The organism is Ruegeria sp. HKCCD7181, assembly GCF_057221055.1.
The window spans coordinates 167,211-184,794 of record NZ_JBWVBC010000006.1 but is presented as its reverse complement, the minus strand read 5'-3'; the positions used below and the strand labels follow the sequence as shown (position 1 = coordinate 184,794).

At 57.9% G+C, this 17,584-nt stretch carries 17 protein-coding genes; 6 read left to right on the top strand and 11 right to left on the bottom strand.

Annotation, left to right across the window (positions count from 1 at the left end):
* Positions 1–41: 41 nt before the first annotated feature.
* On the top strand, positions 42–665 hold the full coding sequence (locus AC2TCY_RS13830; protein ID WP_480848129.1) for a helix-turn-helix domain-containing protein: 624 nt from the start codon (positions 42–44) through the stop codon (positions 663–665).
* On the opposite strand, the gene AC2TCY_RS13825 is transcribed toward AC2TCY_RS13830, so the two are convergent.
* From AC2TCY_RS13825 to AC2TCY_RS13805, 5 genes are all read right to left on the bottom strand, one after another.
* On the bottom strand, positions 662–889 hold the full coding sequence (locus AC2TCY_RS13825) for a hypothetical protein (RefSeq protein WP_480848127.1): 228 nt from the start codon (positions 887–889) through the stop codon (positions 662–664). The two genes, AC2TCY_RS13830 and AC2TCY_RS13825, sit on opposite strands and share 4 nt — an antisense overlap.
* A 190-nt stretch (positions 890–1,079) precedes the next feature.
* Positions 1,080–1,739 (bottom strand): aquaporin, encoded by a 660-nt coding sequence (locus tag AC2TCY_RS13820; RefSeq protein WP_480848125.1) that lies wholly within the window; start codon positions 1,737–1,739, stop codon positions 1,080–1,082.
* On the bottom strand, positions 1,736–2,212 hold the full coding sequence (locus AC2TCY_RS13815; RefSeq protein ID WP_480848123.1) for an arsenate reductase ArsC: 477 nt from the start codon (positions 2,210–2,212) through the stop codon (positions 1,736–1,738). Before AC2TCY_RS13815 ends, AC2TCY_RS13820 begins: the two co-directional genes overlap by 4 nt.
* A 27-nt stretch (positions 2,213–2,239) precedes the next feature.
* Positions 2,240–3,064 carry an arsenate reductase/protein-tyrosine-phosphatase family protein gene (locus AC2TCY_RS13810; RefSeq protein ID WP_480848121.1) on the bottom strand — a complete coding sequence of 275 codons (825 nt, stop codon included), beginning with the start codon at positions 3,062–3,064 and terminating at the stop codon, positions 2,240–2,242.
* A gap of 32 nt (positions 3,065–3,096) precedes the next feature.
* Positions 3,097–4,911: an extracellular solute-binding protein gene (locus tag AC2TCY_RS13805; protein WP_480848119.1), complete on the bottom strand. Its 1,815-nt coding sequence runs from the start codon at positions 4,909–4,911 to the stop codon at positions 3,097–3,099.
* Positions 4,912–5,203: 292 nt separating this feature from the next.
* Here AC2TCY_RS13805 and AC2TCY_RS13800 point away from each other — a divergent pair, with 292 nt between their 5' ends.
* Together AC2TCY_RS13800 and AC2TCY_RS13795 are read left to right on the top strand one after the other, a co-directional pair.
* Complete coding sequence (locus tag AC2TCY_RS13800) at positions 5,204–5,977, top strand: 3-hydroxybutyrate dehydrogenase (RefSeq protein WP_480848117.1); 774 nt, start codon at positions 5,204–5,206, stop codon at positions 5,975–5,977.
* Between the two features lie 48 nt (positions 5,978–6,025).
* Complete coding sequence (locus AC2TCY_RS13795; protein WP_480848115.1) at positions 6,026–7,051, top strand: patatin-like phospholipase family protein; 1,026 nt, start codon at positions 6,026–6,028, stop codon at positions 7,049–7,051.
* On the opposite strand, the gene AC2TCY_RS13790 is transcribed toward AC2TCY_RS13795, so the two are convergent.
* The 4 genes from AC2TCY_RS13790 to AC2TCY_RS13775 form a co-directional block, all read right to left on the bottom strand.
* A complete protein-coding gene (locus AC2TCY_RS13790; RefSeq protein ID WP_480848113.1) occupies positions 7,052–7,729 on the bottom strand; it encodes a DUF502 domain-containing protein in 678 nt (225 codons plus the stop codon).
* 62 nt (positions 7,730–7,791) lie between these two features.
* Entirely contained in the window at positions 7,792–8,706 is a 915-nt protein-coding gene (locus AC2TCY_RS13785; RefSeq protein ID WP_480848111.1) for a pseudouridine-5'-phosphate glycosidase, read from the bottom strand.
* Entirely contained in the window at positions 8,703–9,596 is an 894-nt protein-coding gene (locus AC2TCY_RS13780; protein ID WP_480848110.1) for a PfkB family carbohydrate kinase, read from the bottom strand. Before AC2TCY_RS13780 ends, AC2TCY_RS13785 begins: the two co-directional genes overlap by 4 nt.
* 63 nt (positions 9,597–9,659) lie before the next feature.
* Positions 9,660–10,280 (bottom strand): thiamine phosphate synthase, encoded by a 621-nt coding sequence (locus AC2TCY_RS13775; protein ID WP_480848107.1) that lies wholly within the window; start codon positions 10,278–10,280, stop codon positions 9,660–9,662.
* 163 nt (positions 10,281–10,443) lie between these two features.
* Between AC2TCY_RS13775 and AC2TCY_RS13770 the strand changes: the two genes are divergently transcribed.
* From AC2TCY_RS13770 to AC2TCY_RS13760, 3 genes are all read left to right on the top strand, one after another.
* Complete coding sequence (locus AC2TCY_RS13770; RefSeq protein WP_480848105.1) at positions 10,444–11,187, top strand: RNA methyltransferase; 744 nt, start codon at positions 10,444–10,446, stop codon at positions 11,185–11,187.
* A 63-nt stretch (positions 11,188–11,250) separates the two neighbouring features.
* Positions 11,251–12,396, top strand: coding sequence for a heme A synthase (ctaA, locus tag AC2TCY_RS13765; protein ID WP_480848103.1), 1,146 nt, complete (start codon positions 11,251–11,253; stop codon positions 12,394–12,396).
* 4 nt (positions 12,397–12,400) lie between these two features.
* Entirely contained in the window at positions 12,401–13,870 is a 1,470-nt protein-coding gene (locus AC2TCY_RS13760) for a carboxypeptidase M32 (protein WP_480848101.1), read from the top strand.
* Between the two features lie 136 nt (positions 13,871–14,006).
* Here the strand turns inward: AC2TCY_RS13760 and trhA are convergent, their stop codons facing one another.
* Positions 14,007–14,675, bottom strand: coding sequence for a PAQR family membrane homeostasis protein TrhA (gene trhA, locus AC2TCY_RS13755; RefSeq protein ID WP_480848099.1), 669 nt, complete (start codon positions 14,673–14,675; stop codon positions 14,007–14,009).
* A 137-nt stretch (positions 14,676–14,812) separates the two neighbouring features.
* Positions 14,813–17,539: a DNA gyrase subunit A gene (gyrA, locus tag AC2TCY_RS13750; RefSeq protein ID WP_480848098.1), complete on the bottom strand. Its 2,727-nt coding sequence runs from the start codon at positions 17,537–17,539 to the stop codon at positions 14,813–14,815.
* Between the last annotated feature and the right edge of the window lie 45 nt (positions 17,540–17,584).

Below are 17,584 nucleotides of genomic sequence, written 5' to 3'. Positions count from 1 at the left end.
ACGCGTTGCAAGCGCGCCACGCTGGCCCTATAGAGTTGCACATGACTTCGAGCGACCCGAAATCCCTGATCCGCATCGCCCGCGACAACGGCGTCGACACCCATGTCGAACCCTTGGATCTCGGCGCGCGGGTACGCGAGCTGCGCAAGGCACGCAACTGGACGTTGGAACAGGCGGCAAGTCAGGCCGGTTTGGCGCGGTCGACCCTCAGTAAAATTGAAAACGGGCAAATGTCGCCCACCTATGAAGCGCTCAAGAAGCTGGCGATCGGGCTGGAAATCTCGGTGCCTCAGCTATTTACAGCACCGCAGCGCGATCAGGTGATCGGTCGCATGGCAGTGACGAGAATGGGTGCCGGGACAGCCCATGCCACTACGACATATGAACATGAATTGTTGGCCGATACGCTGACGAAAAAGCAGATGCTACCCTATCGCGCCCGCGTCCGGGCTCGATCAATGGACGAGTTTGACGGTTGGGTTCGCCATGATGGCGAAGAGTTCCTGTATGTTCTGACTGGAATCGTGCGGTTGTACACGGAATTCTATGAACCAGTGGAAATGCGCCGTGGTGACAGCGCTTATTACGATGGCAGTATGGGCCACAACGTCATTTCCGTAAGCGACGAGGACGCGACGATCCTTTGGGTCACGTCACTTACCTAAAGCCGATTGGCTTCGCGGTTTAGTGACTCGGTAAAAAGAAAATCTTCAAGCTCTTCGCGCGCTTCGTTCACGGTCAGATGGTGGCGTTCGGCAAGATAGGCTTCAAACTGTTTGCGGTCATCCCGCACGCGCGCCATATCCTTGTCGCGCAGGTTTGGGAACCTCCGTTTTGCGCGCGCGTATGACGCGCCCCAATCTTGCGTCAGATCAGCCCAGTTCAACATCTGCGAGCCTTCCTATGTTCCAGTTTCAGGACTGCTCTCCCCCCAAACAGGGTACGTAGGAGTTGACGACTCTGCGGACATGACAAAATGTCGCATCCTGACGTTACGTAATAGGCGCACAAAAAAACCCGCTGCGGCGATACCGCAACGGGTGGACGGACCTGCTGTTAAGTGAGTGGCGGCCGGTCCGTTACGTCTCGGGCCTGAACAACCAGTTCAGAACTATGTGCCCGATAAACACAGCAATAATCTGCATCACGATGAACATCGGAATGTGTGCAGGGTATATGCCTGCGAAGGTATCCGTAAACCCTCTAGCGATGGTCACTGCCGGATTGGCAAAACTTGTGGAGGATGTATACCAGTATGCCCCTGTGATATAGAGGCCCACTAGGGCTGGTACCGTGTCCGGTTTGTGCCGAATTCCGCCGAAGATCACGAACAGCAGTCCCAGCGTGGCGATGATCTCGGAAAACCACTGGTGCGATCCGGTGCGGTGCAAGGTTTCCGATGTCTGTAGAATCGGCAGGTCGAACATATAGTGGCTAGCCCAAACGCCCACGATCCCGCCGGCGATCTGCATAACCATGTATGGGGCAACCGCGCGCCAGGGGTGTTCGCCGCGCAAGGCAAAGGCCAGTGTGACGGCGGGGTTGAAATGCGCGCCCGAAACAGGACCCAGAGTGGTGATGATGGCATAGAGCATGCAGCCTGTGGCAATTGCATTGGCCAGCAGGGCAAGCGCGATGTTCCCACCTGATAATGTCTGCGCCATTATCCCGGACCCGACGACACCGATCAGCAGAAAAGCGGTGCCCAGAAACTCGGCAAAATACTGGCGGGCGTTCATAGAAGGGCTCCGATACGTTTGAGTTGTGTGGTCAGATCGTCGCTGTCCATAGTCTCGACAGGCAGATCCAGCAGGGCGGCGGCGCGGCGGCCTAAAATGGCATAAGCCGTGCAAAAGGCGTCGTCCCAATCGGATTCCGAGGCCGCCGCAGGATCTTCAACACCCCAATGGGCGCGCACGGGGGCGCCCGGCCAGACAGGGCAGGTTTCCTCGGCGGCTGATCCGCACACGGTGATCACCACGTCCATTCTGGGCGCATCTTCAGCCGCGAATTCATCCCAGCTTTTAGAGCGGGCACTCGATAAGTCATGCCCCTTGCTTTCCAGCAGGGCCAGCGATTGGGGGTGCACTTTACCGGCCGGATTCGAACCTGCGGAATAGGCGTGTACGCGCCCCTTGCCGGTGTGGTTGAAGATCGACTCCAGCAAGATCGACCGGGCGGAATTGCCGGTGCACAGAACCAGTATGTTCATAGTGATGCGTCCTTGGATTGGCTGTGGTTATTTGGCCATTCGGCCAATGTCATCCACCTTGTGTTGTAATGATATGCGATCGAGCGTTTCGAATGGCAGGCTGACAAAGGCAGTGATCCGGTTGCGCAAAAGCCCATAGGCCTGCTGAAAGGCCAGATGTTTCTGAGCCTCAGTGCCTTCGGCTTTGACCGGGTCGGCAAGACCCCAATGCGCGCTTATGGGTTGGCCAGGCCAGGTTGGGCAGGCCTCGTTGGCGGCGTGGTCGCAGACGGTAAAGACGAAATCCATCACCGGGGCGTCCTCTGCCGCGAACTCATCCACGAATTTTGATCTCAGGTCGGCGGTCTCATGACCTTTTTGGCGCAGCAGCTCCAATACATCGGAATTGGGCTGGCCTGACGGGGCGGTTCCCGCGGAAAAGGCGCGGAACTTTCCGTTGCCTTCGGCGTTCAGTATGCTCTCGGCCATGATCGAACGGGCCGAATTGCCGGTGCAGATGAACAGCGCATTAAGCGTGCGGTCTGGGCTGGTCATGATTGGATCTCCGGAGGTTTGCAGACACAAATCGGGACGGTTTTGACAGCAATTCCCCAGCAGCTCTCCAAACAGGTCGCGAACGGCGGGCAGATTTGCTGAATAGTGCAGAAACGTTCCCGTACGCGACTGAACGATCAGATCAGCCGATTTTAGAGCATTGAGGTAGGTTGATGTCGTATTTGGCTTCAGCGCCAGTGCGTCGGCGATCTCACCGGCGGGCACAGAATCCGGGTAGCGGCGCATCAACAACTGAAACAGGTCCAGCCGTTTGGGATGCGCCAAGGCGCCAAGTTTTTCATGAATCGCTATTTCCATATTTCAAGAAATATGGAAATAGATCACTCAGGTCAATCCTGATACCACCAGACCTGCGGCATGTATTCCGGCCCGTCGCCATAAATCGGCAAGGTTTCGGGGAATTTCAGCTCCTTGGCGTGCGCAATGCGCCCGACATCAAAGCTCCAGATCGGAATGACATAGCGTCCGGCGGTCAATACGCGGTCAAGCGCTCGGGTCGCGGCCACAAAATCCTCGTGACTTTCAGAGGACAGCATAGCGGTGATCAGCCCGTCGACGGCGGGCGATGCCACACCCATCAGGTTGCGAGTGCCCGGAGTATCAGCATTTTCGCTACCCCAATACAGGCGCTGTTCGTTACCAGGGGAAAGGGAAAGTGCGCGGCGGAAGATTGTCATGTCAAAGTCCAGCTTTGACGTGCGCTCGGTGAATTGTGCGCTGTCCACCTGTTCGGTTGTGACCTGAATACCCAGACGCTCCAACGCGCCGGTGAAAATGTCTATTGCGGTCTGATTGTCGCTGTCGCCTTGCTGCAGCAGTACGGTGATGGTGAACGGGTCGCCGTTTTCGTTTCGCAGGACACCGTCCTGAATGATCCAGCCTGCTTCGGACAACAGTTTACTGGCCGCGCGAATATTGGCCCGGTTGCGGGCCGAACCGTCGCCATGGGGCAGGGCATACCCTTCAATTGTACCGGGCGGCAGGCTGTCGGCGTAGGGCAAGAGCAGCTCCTTAACCTTCCCGGTAGCCTCACCCGGTTGCATCGCCAGATCAGAGCCTGAGAAATACGAAGTGATCCGCGGCTGTGCACCGCCGGTGATCGTGTCGTTGATGAATTCGAAGTTGAACGCCAGCATCAGCGCTTCGCGCACGCGCCAATCGTCAAATGGTGCTTTGCGTGTATTCATCACAAAACCAGTCATGCCCGAAGGCTTGCCGTGCGGTATTTCCGTCTTGATCACATCGCCGCGCTGTGCGGCAGGAAAGCCGTATTGAGTGTCCCATTTGTCAGCGTTGAATTCTCGAACTGCCGACAGCTCACCGGCTTTGAAGGCTTCGAACAGAACTGTGCCGTCGCCGTAGAACTCAATCCGCATTTCATCAAGGTTCATGGTGCCTTTGCGGAATGGTGTATCCGCGCCCCAGTAATCCGGGTTGCGGCGCAGGTTTACATACCGTCCGGCCTCGTAATCGTCGATTACATAAGGGCCAGTTCCAACCGGGATGTCATGCAAGCTTGCGTTGGCGAAGTCTTTCCCCTCCCACTGTGCTTTTTGCAGGATCGGGCGCATACCTGCGATCAGGGCCAGTTCGCGATCGGGTTCGTTGAAGGTGATGCGTACGCTGCGCGGGCCGGTCTGTTCGATGCTGTCGATCTTGCCCCACAACCCGCGATAGCGCAGATGCCCTTCGGTGCCCAACTTCTCATAGGACCAGACTACATCCTCGACGGTCACGGGGGCGCCGTCCGAGAATCGGGCATTTTCGCGCAGCGTGAATTCGACCCAGGACCGGTCCGGAGCAGTCTCAACTGATTCGGCTAACAACCCGTAAAGTGTGAAAGGTTCGTCCCAGGATCGACCCATCAGACTTTCATGGGTCCAAAACCTCAATTGCCAGGGTGACGTGCCTTTTTGCACAAACGGGTTCAAACTGTTATAGCCGCCGGTGTTTCCGAAAACGACCTTACCACCCGTGGGCGCATCTGGATTTGCGTAGGGTAGCGACACAAAATCCGGTGGTAGGGCAGGGTCACCATACATAGCTATGCCGTGCGCCGATTCTGCCGATACCAGAGAGGCCGTGAAAATGGTGGCGATTCCCGCGATCACTGGACGAACGGGGCGGAGATAATTGGCGATCATTTTGGAAACAATCCTGCTCTGGCCTTATTTTGTTTGGGATTCACCGTAGCGATGATTTTTCTTGTTATCAAACTTTTAGCTTGGATGGCGGCGTGGAATTGCTTATAAAGGTTCTACTGCTCGATAGGTTTCTTGCCTGTATGAAACCTGCCTCAATAACTTAACGCCCGCTTCGTGCGGGCGTTTTTTTGTGCAGCAATTGCACGGTTTCTTGCCCCGGATCATTCCCCGTTTTCTTTGCAGTTGCAGCATGGCACTGTGTCCGCGAAATGGACTCAGAGGGAGAGCGGTCATGAGCCTGTCTGGAAAAACTGCCATCATTACGGGATCGAATTCGGGGATCGGGCTGGGGGTGGCGCGTGAGCTGGCCAAGGCCGGGGCGGATGTGGTCCTGAACTCGTTTACGGATCGGGATGAAGACCATGCTTTGGCGGCCGGGATTGCAAAAGAGACAGGAACCAAGGCGCGATACATCAAGGCCGACATGTCAAAAGGCGAGGAATGCCGGGCCCTGATCGAACAAGCCGGGGCCTGCGATATTCTGGTTAACAATGCGGGTATCCAGCACGTTTCGCCGATTGACCAATTTCCTGTTGAGAAATGGGACGCAATCATCGCCATCAATATGAATTCGGTTTTTCATACGACCGCTGCGGCGCTGCCGATGATGCGCAAGGCAGGCTGGGGACGGGTCGTGAATATCGCGTCCGCGCACGGATTGACCGCGTCTCCTTTCAAAGCAGCTTACGTGGCAGCTAAACATGGTGTTGTCGGGATGACGAAGACCGTGGCGCTGGAAACCGCGCAGGAACCGATTACGTGCAACGCGATCTGTCCGGGATACGTACTGACGCCGTTGGTCGAGTCGCAGATTCCCGATACGATGAGAGAGTACAACATGAGCCGAGAGGACGTGGTCAAGAACATCCTGCTTGAACGGCAACCGTCTAAGGAGTTTGCCACTGTGGAGCAGTTGGGCGGCACGGCGATCTTCCTGTGCTCGGACGCAGCAGCGCAGATCACGGGGACGACGATCTCGGTTGATGGGGGCTGGACTGCGCTGTGACGCATGAGGGTTCTGCGCTAGACCATTGAACAGAAGAAGGAGCGCGGTTTGAAACGCATCAATCTGGCTTTGCAGGGTGGTGGCGCACATGGCGCCTTTACCTGGGGCGTTCTGGATCGGATTCTTGACGAAGAAGATATCGAGGTTGCGGCGATTACCGGAACCTCGGCCGGGGCGTTGAATGGTGCTGCGTTCAAGTCCGGGATGGTGCATGCAGGGCGTCAGGGCGCACGGGATTGTCTGGACGGATTGTGGAAACGCATGGGTGCGGTGGGCGACATGCGGATCGCCCATTGGATGCGCGGGGTGGAACCGGCGCATATTGCGCAGGCGCTGGAATACGCGGCTCCGTTTTCGGTGGCGGATGCGTGGTCGCGGCTGGTGTCGCCCTATGCGTATGGGCCGTTCTACAGTAATCCGCTGGAAAGCGTTGTTGAACGGTTCAACTTCGATGAGATATGCGCAGACGATGGACCTGGCTTGTTTGTCTGCGCCACTTGTGTACGCAGCGGCAAGATCAGAGTGTTCACCGGGCGTGAGATTTCGACAGATGCCATCTTGGCCTCGGCCTGTTTGCCGAACCTGTTTCAGGCGGTCGAAATTTATGATCCAAAATCGGGACGGACCGAAGCCTATTGGGATGGTGGTTATACCGGCAATCCCGCACTGTACCCTTTGTTCGATGGCGAGCTGCCGGATGACGTGGTGATTGTTAACATCAACCCGCTGGAGCGGGACGAAGTGCCGAAGACGCCGCAGCAAATCCAGAACCGGATCAACGAGATCAGCTTTAACTCGTCTCTGTTCAGAGAGTTGCGGGCGATAAACTTTGTGCAGCGTCTGCTGGCGGAAGGAAAGCTGAAAGCAGGTGAGATGAACCGCGTTCTGGTACACATGATCGCCGATGACGAGCTGATGAACGACTTGTCTGCTGCAACCAAGACGGTGCCCAATCCGATTGTGCTGCACAGGTTGAAACAGGCCGGACAGGCAGCAGCGCACCAGTTCCTGCGGGACCACAAATCCGATCTGGGTGAGCGCAGCACTGTCGATCTGCCCGCGATGTTTGGTTGATTACTCGGGCGGCTGTGTCGGGTCTTTTTCGTTGGGGTAAACGAGACCTGCCGAAATCACCAGTTTCGCCGCGTCTTCGATGGACATATCCAGCAGGATGACATCCTCTTCCGGAAAGAAAAGTAGAAACCCCGAGGTCGGGTTCGGCGTGGTGGGAACAAACACGCTCATCAACGCGCCTGCGGTTTCCGCACGTTCGCTGACTTCACCTCGGGCGGTGGTCGAGACAAAGCCGATGGCCCAGATACCCCGGCGCGGATACTGGATTAGGCAGGCCTTTTCGAAGGAACGCTCGGTTTGGGCAAAAACAGTTTCCGATATCTGTTTGATGCCGGAATAGACGGACCGAACAACTGGCATTCGGTCCACAAGGCTTTCCGCGAAATGGATCAATGACCGTCCAAGAATACCCTTGGCAATCCAGCCGACGATTACAGTGAAGATCAGGAAGATCACCACGCCAACGCCGCGCAGGTTGATACCGACATATTCCGAGGGCTGGAAACGTTGCGGGATCAGTGGCAAGACTGCGCTGTCGATCCAGCCGACGACCGACCAGATCAGCCAGACGGTCAGCCACACTGGCGCAATGACGACGATACCCGTCAGAAATGACGCACGGAACCCTGCGAAAAGGCCGGGTCGGCGATGAGGTTCTTCGTCAAAGGGCGTATTCATTGCGGTCCTGAGCGGTTTGCGGATTTAGTTAAGCAGTCCGGGGCCTTGGTACAATAGGTTAATCAGGCTTTGCTGTCGCTGAGCGCTTTGGCGATTCCTGCCGCAAGCCGCGCATTGTTACGGACTAATGCGATATTGGCGATAAGTGAACGCCCATCGGTCTGTTCAAAGATACGTTGCAAAAGGTAGGGCGTGACGCCTTTGCCGGTGATCCGGTGCGTTTCGGCATCGGACTGAGCAGAGGCGATAATGGGTGCCAGTTCTTCGGCCGGGATTTGGTCGGCGATTGGGATAGGGTTCGCGACCAACTGCCCGCCGGGCAGGCCAAGCGCGCGGCGCGTGGCATGTGCCAGGGCGATCTGCTGCGTGCTGTCCATCCGCAAGGGCGCGGCATAGGGGGACTTGGCCGACCAGAAGGCCGGGAATTCGTCCTGACCGTGAGCTATGACCGGAACGCCCAGTGTTTCCAGCACTTCCAAGGTTTTTGCCAGATCCAGGATGGCCTTGGCGCCAGCGGCAACGACTGTCACCGGTGTTTGCGCCAATTCGTGCAGGTCGGCGGAGATGTCAAAAGTGGTTTCGGCCCCCTGATGGACGCCACCGATGCCGCCAGTCGCGAAGACTTCGATCCCGGCGTAATGCGCAGCGATCATGGTCGCTGCGACGGTGGTGGCACCAGTACCTCTGGTGGCAATGCAGGCCGCCATGTCAGCGCGTGAGATTTTGGCCACGCCCTGTGCTGTGCCCAAACCTTGCAGCTGCTCTGGTTCGAGCCCGATATGGAGCGTGCCCTCGATCACCGCGATGGTGGCCGGTGTTGCGCCGGCATCTCGGATGTCTTGTTCTACCTGAGCTGCGACCTCAATGTTCTGGGGGTAGGGCATGCCGTGGGTTATGATGGTGCTTTCCAGCGCGACGATAGGATGGCCGGCGTCTTTGGCAGCGCGGACCTCTGCAGAGAATTGGATGTTGTTCACAGTGGGGTTTCTCCGGAAACATATGTTGCAGCGGCGTGCAAGGCGCGGGTCAGGGCCGCTTCGTTATCTGCACCGCCCGCTTCTGAGGCGATATGAGCCGCCATGAAAGTGTCGCCCGCGCCTGTCACCCGAGTAACCAGAACGGACGGGGGTTTTTGGGTCAGAACGCCCGAGGCCGAGCCGACGGTTGCCGAGCTGCCTCCGTCAGTCACCAGCACTCGCAATGCGCCCCTGTCCAGCAGGCCTTTGGCGGCGCTTCGGGAGTCGGTAAACTCTCGCTGGCACAGTAGCCCTGCTTCTTCGAGGTTTACATAAAGTGTCGCGCGGGCGTGCTTGAGGAAAGGCAACAGACGCTCGGCCTTGCCGGGTGAGGCAGGTGCTACGCGCAGATCGGCGCGAGCGAAGGCCGGGCTTTGGGCGATCTCTTCGAGCAAGTCCTGTGTCAGGTTGCCGTCGAGAGCGATTGGCCCTTCAAAGGGCGTATTCTCATAACCCAGAGGGCCGTGCATCAGCGGGTGCAGGATTTTGGGCCCTGCCGCTTCGAGCGAATGAGCATCAGCGATGGCAGCAATCAGTCCGTTGGCGCCCTCGACGGCCATATAACGGTCAGTCGGAAGATCTTGCGAGCGGTAGATATGATCGGTCACCATGCCAAGCCGTGAACAGGCATGGATCAGTTCGTCGCCTTCAGGATCTCGGCCAATGGCCGTCAGAAGGGTCGGCGTCATGCCAAACCGGACGAGTGTCATTGCAATATTCATGGCCACGCCGCCGGGCAGACGAGTGATGCGCCCGGGTACATCCGAACCTTGCCGCATGGCGCTGGCGGATCGGCCTATCACATCCCATAGGACGGACCCGATACACAGGATTTCGCTGGTCTGACTCATGCTGATGTCATGCCGCAGTACCCGTTTCCCTGCAAGTCGGAATGGTACCGCAAACGGTCACACTCAGCTCATTGCCGCGATCAGTGTGCTCAATTCGGCCGCAGGATCGTCTTTGGACCAGATCTCATCCCCAATGCCGAAGAAATCGGTATTGGGTGACAAGTCACGGATCAGGTCCGGTGTCAGGCCGCCTTCGGCCACGACCGGAACTTCGATCATCTCGGACCACCACTGAAACAGGTCTTTTTCTGCGCGTGTGCCGTCACCCAGAGCCGCGCCGCCGACGGGGCCAAAGGCCACATAGTCTACTCCGGCTTCGCCTGCGGTCATGCCGTCGTGGCTGGACGCGCCACAAAAGCTGCCAACGATGGCGTCGGCGCCCAGCTCTTTACGTGCTGCGCGCACCGATCGGGCGGCATCATCCAGATGTACTCCGTCGAGGCCCAACCGCTGAGCCAACAAGACATGATTTGAGATCACCAGCGCGACGTCGCGTGCGTGGGCCACTTCACGGCAGGCATCTGCGGCGCGGGCAATTGCATCTTCGTCACTACCGGCCAGCGCCAGACGAATGCAGGCGATCTCGGCCTGGTCGAGAACACTGGCAAGCCTGTTAGGAAAACTACTCAGCTCGATGGTCGGAGGCGTGATCAGGTAAATCTGCGGCTGCTCGGGGGTGTCCATGGGCGCGTCCTTCGCTTTCAGTCTTTGGCGCGGTTTAGCGGATTGCGCCGGGGAAGCAAACTTTTATGCCTCGTGCGTGGGTATTTGGGATCAGAAGAGGCTGGGGTGCCTTGCTCTGCGCGGATGTGGGGATTAGAGCAGGCGGAACTTTTCGGAGTAAGTGATGCCCAGAGATTCATCCCAGCCATCCTTTGTGCTTGTCCGCCCCCAAATGGGCGAGAACATCGGCGCCGCTGCGCGGGCGATGTGGAATTTCGGTCTGGACCGGATGCGGATCGTGGCACCGAGGGACGGTTGGCCGAACCCGAAGGCAGTGGCGATGTCGAGCGGAGCCGGGCGATTGCTGGACGAGGCGCAACTGTTCGATGATCTGGCGGGTGCGCTGGGGGACAGGACCTTTGTCTTCGCGACCACAGCGCGGCAGCGCGGGTTGACCAAACCGGTTTTTAGCCCTGAACGCGCGATGCAGATCGCTGCTGAGAAGGTTGCGGCGGGTGAAAAAGTGGCTGTTCTGTTTGGTCCGGAGCGCGCCGGGCTTGAGAACGAGGATATCGCAAAGGCGAATGCGATCATTTCGGTCCCGGTGAACCCGGAATATGCCTCGTTGAATCTGGGACAGTGCGTGTTGCTGACGGCCTATGAATGGATGCGTCAGACCGGCGACGTGGCGCATGAAGCTACTGATCTGGGCAAGGGCGATTGGGCAACTGGCATAGAAGTTGAGAAGCTGGTCGAGCACTATGAGGGGCGGCTGGAAGAGGCCGGGTTCTTCTATCCGCCTGAAAAGGCGGAAGGGATGAAGGTGAACCTGCGCAATTTGTGGTCTCGAATTCGGATGACGCGGGCGGATGTACAGATGCTGCACGGGATCATGCGGCAGATGGTCCGCTGGAAGGAAAAGGGCTGAGGCTGGACCTCGGTCCCCCATGGCCCTAGCTTGCGACGAAATCCAAGGCAGGAAGAGGACGGCATGAGCGGTAAGCGCAGCATCTTCGAAGACGTCTCAGACACGGAAAAACAACAGGCGGTTCAGCCGGGAATGATCGACAGGGGGCGCGGTGGCGCACGTCAGGCCATTCGCATCTGGCTGATGATCCTGTTCGCTTTGGTGGTCGTGATGATCGCGGTCGGCGGGCTGACGCGCCTGACTGATAGTGGTCTGTCCATCACTGAATGGCGTCCGATCACCGGAGCCGTGCCACCGATGACTGAAGCGGATTGGCAGGCCGAGTTCGATAAGTACAAACAGATCGACCAGTGGCGCATCCAGAACCAGTGGATGGAGTTGGCGGACTTCAAATCGATCTATTGGTGGGAATGGGGTCACCGTCAGTTGGGCCGCGCGATCGGGCTGGTCTGGGCGCTTGGGTTCTTTGGCTTTCTCGCCGCACGTAAGATCCCAGCCGGGTGGACTGGGCGTTTGCTGATCCCCGGTGTTCTGGGCGGCGTGCAGGGGGCCGTAGGCTGGTGGATGGTTGCCTCAGGCGTGACACAGGGCGAGGGCATGACCGCCGTCGCCAGCTATCGCCTTGCGATACATCTGGGTCTGGCTTTCGTGATCCTCGGGTTCCTGGCGTGGTATATTTTCATGCTGGGGCGCGAGGAGCGTGACCTGATGCAGGCGCGGCGTGCGAAAGAGGCGCGGTTGTTCTCACTGTCCACAGGACTGATGCATTTTGCGTTCCTGCAAATCCTGATCGGCGCGATGGTGGCCGGGATCGATGCCGGGCGATCCTTTACAGACTGGCCGTTGATTGGCGGGCAACTGTTGCCGCCGGACGCAACGATGCTAGAGCCGATGTGGCGGAACTTCTTCGAAAGTCCAGGCCTTGTTCAGTTCATTCACCGTTGCGCAGGCTATTTGCTGTTTGCTTACGGTATTGTGGTCTGGCGTCGCGGCAGCACCAGCGCTCATCCGCAGACGCGTTTTGCCTTCAACGCCATGTTTGCGGTTCTGGCTCTACAGGTGGTGGTCGGTGTATTGACCGTCGTCTACGGCGCACCCTGGCAAATCGCCATTTTCCATCAATTCCTGGCCGTCGTCGTCTGGACCCTGATCCTGCGCGCTCGTTTTTTGACGGCCTATCCCATAGCAACTTCTCTGCGCGGAGCATGACTTTATGACAGCTTTCAACGACCTGATGGCCTATCAGCGTGAAACCTCGGCCCTTGGACAGATCGCCGGACGTTTGGGTTGGGACCAGGAAACTGTGATGCCGCGTGGTGCAGCACCCCAACGCGCCGAGGAGATGGCCGCGATCGAGGCCGTGCTCCACGCCCGCCGTTCGGACCCGCGCGTCGCAGACTGGCTGGAGAAAGCGGACGCAGACAGCGAATCCGATCAGGCGCAATTGCGGGAAATCCGTCGTGCCTATGATCGTGCAGTCAAGGTGCCTGCGGATCTGGCGACAGCAATTGCACGCGTCACGTCAGCGGCACAAGGCTTGTGGGCGCAGGCCCGCGCGGACGAGGACGTCGCTGCCTTTCTGCCTGTTCTGGATGAAGTCGTCTCGCTTAGGCGCGAGGAAGGTTCTGCGCTGGCTCAGGGCGGCAGTATCTATGATGCCTTGGTCGAGGATTACGAGCCCAACACCACAGGTGATCAGATTGCCACCATTTTTGACCAGATGCGTCCGCGGCTTGTTGCCCTGCGTGCAGCCGTTCTGGACAAACCAGAACCAGCCGCGCTTTCGGGTTGTTTTGATGAGCTGGCTCAGATGTGTCTGTCGCAGAAATTGGCCACTACGTTCGGTTATGATCTGAACCGGGGCCGAGTGGACAAAGCGGTGCATCCGTTCAGTTCGGGCAGCGGCTCAGACGTGCGAATTACTACCCGAACCAGCGAAACCGACCCATTCAACTGTTTCTACTCGACGATTCACGAGGTCGGCCACGCCGCATATGAACAGGGGATCAACAGCAGCTACGCGCTGACGCCGCTGGGTCAAGGCGTATCGATGGGCGTGCACGAAAGCCAAAGCCGGATCTATGAAAACCAGCTGGGTCGTTCTCGTGCTTTCACAGGCTGGCTTTATGGTCAAATGACGGAGGCATTCGGCGACTTCGGTATAGCGGATGCCGATGCCTTTTATGGCACCGTTAACCGGGTTCACAATGGGTATATCCGCACCGAGGCGGACGAGGTGCAATACAACCTGCACGTCATGCTGCGGTTCGACCTGGAGCGCGCCTTGATGAGCGGTGATCTGCAGGTGGGCGATCTGGAATCTGCCTGGAACGACCGATTTGCAGCTGATTTCGGTTATGCAGTGAACAAGCCATCAAACGGGTGCCTGCAGGATGTGCACTGGTCGGTTGGTCTGTTCGGATATTTCCCGACTTACGCGTTGGGTAATGTCTACGCAGGGTGCCTCTATCAAGCGCTGCGGGGCGCAGTGTCTGGATTGGACAGCCAGTTGGCCGAAGGCGACACTTCGGGCGCAACCGGCTGGTTGCGCGAAAACGTACAGCAGTACGGCGGGCTTTATGCGCCGCGTGAGATCATTCAGCGCGCAAGCGGTGTAGAACCGGGACCGGAACCGTTGTTGGCCTACCTCGAAGAAAAGTTCGGCGGGTTGTACGGGCTTTGATGTCCGTACGATGTTGCGCCGGGAAGAGGTACTTGTCTGGCCTGTTGCTGTTCTATGCGTGATCACCCCAACGAGTGTCTGATTTGGGTGTGAATGCGGTTGGCTTCACACCTGGATGCGCGCAGCTGGGTCGGTATCAAAGAAATACAACAGGTATCCTTTCGATGCGAACGGCGACCGCAGCGAAAAATAGCACGCTCCCGGTCAGTACGAACACATGCCAGATCGTGTTGTGATAGGGTATCCAGTCGAGAAGATAAAACGCGATGCCCGCGGTATAGACAACGCCGCCGGTCAGCATCAAAACCAGAACGGTTTGCGGCAGATCGGCCAGCATCTCATGGCCCGCCCAGACGGCGGCCCATCCCATCACAACGTACAGCGCAAGCCCGAGCCACCGGAAGCGGTGAGGATGCAGCATCTTCATGGCTGTTCCCAATGTGGCAAAGGACCACAAACCTATGAGAAGCCCAGTCGACGGAACACCAGACAACAGAACGAACGGTGTGTAAGTGCCTGCAATTTTAACATAAATCCCGGAATGATCGAGGCGGCGGAGAAGCTCCGACCATTTTTCGCTTTCGATCATGTTGTAAAGCGCCGAAAACGTCAGCATGAAAACAAGTGTGACGCCATAAACAGAGGCGCCCAGCACGGCAGCTGGTTCTGATCGGTAAAAGATCGTCATAACCACCAGTGTCGGAACCGCAATCAGTGCTGAAGAAACACCTAAAACGTGGACAATGGCGTCGCTAATGCGTTCGGCACGGCTGTAGGCCGGTCGGATATCTGCAAAAGACTGCATGGGTTAAATCTAGGATCCAAAGTGCGCCCGGACAAGGATCACCCGGTTGCCTGTCAATAAATTGATCCCAAACAACAAAGCGCCCGCAGAGCGAGCGCTTTGTCATAACCGGTTTCTGGCAATGTCGAAGGGCGAGGTTATTCTTCGGCCTCTTCATCGCCCTGATCCGCAATCCAGGCGACACTGACGACCTCTTCACCTTTGCCAGTGTTGAATACTTTTACGCCGCCAGCCGAGCGCGATCGGAAGGAAATTCCGTCGACAGGCACCCGGATTGACTGGCCCTTGGACGTTGCCAGCATGATCTGATCGTCAATCTCAACCGGGAAAGAAGCCACCAGTTCGCCACCGCGCATCGCCTTGTCCATCGCCGCGACGCCCATGCCGCCCCGTCCGCGGACAGGATAGTCGTGGCTGGAGCTTAGCTTACCTGCGCCGCCTGCGGTAATCGTCAGGATCAGGTTCTCGACGGCTGACATTTCGGCGTAACGTTCCTGAGGCAGAACGCTGTCCGCGTTGCCTTCGTCCTCATCGTTGTCCGTTTCCTCGGTGACGCCCGCCATCAGACGACGCATCTTCAGATACGCGGCGCGTTCATCCGGGCCAGCTTCGAAGTGTCGGATCACCGACATCGACACAACCCGGTCGCCGTTGGACAGCCGTATTCCACGGACGCCCGTGGATTCACGCGAGTTAAAGACTCGCACATCCGTTGTGCGGAAGCGGATGGCACGGCCCGAGTTGGTGACCAGCATCACGTCCTCGTCTTCCGAGCAGATGCGGGCATTAACCAGTTCTACACCCTCGGGCAGCTTCATGGCGATCTTGCCGTTGCGGCGGACATTGGTGAAGTCAGACAAACGGTTACGGCGCACATCGCCCGCGCTGGTGGCGAAAATGATTTGCAGGTTTTCCCATTCCTCATCCGGCACATCAACCGGCATGATCGCTGCAATGGAAACGCCGGTCGGGATCGGCAGGATATTGACGATGGCCTTTCCTTTGCCGGTTCGTCCAGACTGCGGCAGCCGCCAGGTCTTCAACTTGTACACCATTCCATCCGTGGTGAAGAACAGAAGCTGCGTGTGCGTGTTGGCGACGAAGAGGTTGGTAACAACATCCTCTTCCTTGGTCTGCATCCCCGACAGCCCTTTGCCACCACGTTTCTGCGCGCGGAAGTCGACCAGCGGAGTCCGCTTGATGTAGCCACCCGAGGTCACTGTCACGACCATGTCTTCACGCTCGATCAGGTCTTCATCTTCCATATCGCCGGACCAGTCGACGATTTCGGTACGACGTGGTACGGCGAACTGCTCGCGGACGCTGCGCAGCTCATCGCCAATGATCGACATGATCCGTTCGCGAGAGGACAGAATATCCAGGTATTCCTGGATCTTGGCAGCCAGCTGTTCCAGCTCGTCTGTGACCTCTTTGACGCCCAGCTGTGTCAGGCGCTGCAGGCGCAGGTCCAAAATTGCCCGAGCCTGAACTTCGGTCAGGTTGTAGGTGCCATCATCGTTCATTTTGGACAGCGGATCGTCGATCAGGCGCAGGTAACCCTCGATCTCAGCCGCGGGCCAACGACGGGTCATCAATTTCTCACGCGCCTGCGCCGCGTCAACCGAAGACCGAATGGTCGCCACGACTTCATCCACGTTCGAGACGGCTACAGCCAGCCCGCAAAGTATATGGCTCCGCTCGCGCGCTTTGCGCAAATCATAGGCCGTGCGACGCGCTACGACGTCTTCCCGGAAGTCGATAAAACTGGTGAGGAACCGCCGTAGTGTAAGCTGCTCGGGGCGACCACCGTTCAAGGCCAACATGTTGCAGCCAAACGATGTTTGCATCGGCGAGAAGCGGAACAGTTGATTCAGCACCACCTCGGGCGTCGCATCTCGTTTCAGTTCAACCACCACACGCACGCCGTTGCGGTCGGATTCATCCTGTACGTGGCTGACACCTTCGATGCGTTTCTCGCGCACGGCTTCGGCGATCTTTTCGATCATCGAGGCCTTGTTCACCTGATAAGGGATCTCATCGACAACAATTGCGTACCGGTCTTTACGGATCTCCTCGACGCGGGTCTTGGAGCGGATTATCACGCTGCCGCGTCCCTCAAGGTACGCCTTGCGCGCACCTGACCGGCCCAGCATGACGCCGCCTGTCGGGAAATCGGGGCCGGGGACATATTCGATCAATTGTTCGGACGTCAGATCCGGGTCGTCGATCAGGGCCAGCGTGGCATCAACCACTTCACCCAGATTGTGCGGAGGAATGTTGGTCGCCATACCCACGGCAATACCGCCGGCACCATTAACCAACATGTTGGGGAAACGGGCGGGCAGAACGGTCGGCTCTTTATCTTTGCCGTCATAGTTGTCCTGAAAATCGACCGTGTCTTTTTCGATATCTGCCAGAAGGGAGGCGGCGGGTTTGTCCATCCGCACTTCGGTGTAACGCATAGCCGCGGGGTTATCGCCGTCCATCGAACCAAAGTTGCCCTGCCCATCCAGCAACGGCAACGACATTGAGAAATCCTGAGCCATCCGCACCAACGCGTCATAGATCGCGCTGTCTCCGTGTGGGTGGTATTTACCCATCACGTCGCCCACCGGACGGGCCGATTTGCGGTAAGACTTGTCGTGCGTATTCCCTGTTTCATGCATCGCGTAAAGGATACGGCGGTGCACAGGCTTCAGCCCGTCCCGTAGATCAGGGATCGCGCGGGAAACAATGACCGACATCGCATAGTCCAGATAGGACGTCCGCATTTCGGATTCGATGGAAACCGTCGGGCCGTCGTGGGTGGGGCGCTCGGGCGGGGTTTCATCCATGTTTTCAGGAATTTCTGGCGTATCGCTCACGTAAACTGCCCGTTCTTTATGCAGGGTCTATATCTTGTGGATGCA

Excerpts from the sequence above, each read along its gene's own strand:
- AC2TCY_RS13775 (WP_480848107.1), bottom strand. The coding sequence starts at position 10,280 with ATGGACACCCCCGAGCAGCCGCAGATTTACCTGATCACGCCTCCGACC.
- trhA (WP_480848099.1), bottom strand. The coding sequence starts at position 14,675 with ATGCAGTCTTTTGCAGATATCCGACCGGCCTACAGCCGTGCCGAACGC.
- AC2TCY_RS13780 (WP_480848110.1), bottom strand. The coding sequence starts at position 9,596 with ATGAGTCAGACCAGCGAAATCCTGTGTATCGGGTCCGTCCTATGGGAT.
- AC2TCY_RS13815 (WP_480848123.1), bottom strand. The coding sequence starts at position 2,212 with ATGAACATACTGGTTCTGTGCACCGGCAATTCCGCCCGGTCGATCTTG.
- AC2TCY_RS13820 (WP_480848125.1), bottom strand. The coding sequence starts at position 1,739 with ATGAACGCCCGCCAGTATTTTGCCGAGTTTCTGGGCACCGCTTTTCTG.
- AC2TCY_RS13825 (WP_480848127.1), bottom strand. The coding sequence starts at position 889 with ATGTTGAACTGGGCTGATCTGACGCAAGATTGGGGCGCGTCATACGCG.
- AC2TCY_RS13810 (WP_480848121.1), bottom strand. The coding sequence starts at position 3,064 with ATGGAAATAGCGATTCATGAAAAACTTGGCGCCTTGGCGCATCCCAAA.
- AC2TCY_RS13800 (WP_480848117.1), top strand. The coding sequence starts at position 5,204 with ATGAGCCTGTCTGGAAAAACTGCCATCATTACGGGATCGAATTCGGGG.
- AC2TCY_RS13805 (WP_480848119.1), bottom strand. The coding sequence starts at position 4,911 with ATGATCGCCAATTATCTCCGCCCCGTTCGTCCAGTGATCGCGGGAATC.
- AC2TCY_RS13790 (WP_480848113.1), bottom strand. The coding sequence starts at position 7,729 with ATGAATACGCCCTTTGACGAAGAACCTCATCGCCGACCCGGCCTTTTC.
- AC2TCY_RS13760 (WP_480848101.1), top strand. The coding sequence starts at position 12,401 with ATGACAGCTTTCAACGACCTGATGGCCTATCAGCGTGAAACCTCGGCC.
- ctaA (WP_480848103.1), top strand. The coding sequence starts at position 11,251 with ATGAGCGGTAAGCGCAGCATCTTCGAAGACGTCTCAGACACGGAAAAA.
- AC2TCY_RS13830 (WP_480848129.1), top strand. The coding sequence starts at position 42 with ATGACTTCGAGCGACCCGAAATCCCTGATCCGCATCGCCCGCGACAAC.
- AC2TCY_RS13770 (WP_480848105.1), top strand. The coding sequence starts at position 10,444 with ATGCCCAGAGATTCATCCCAGCCATCCTTTGTGCTTGTCCGCCCCCAA.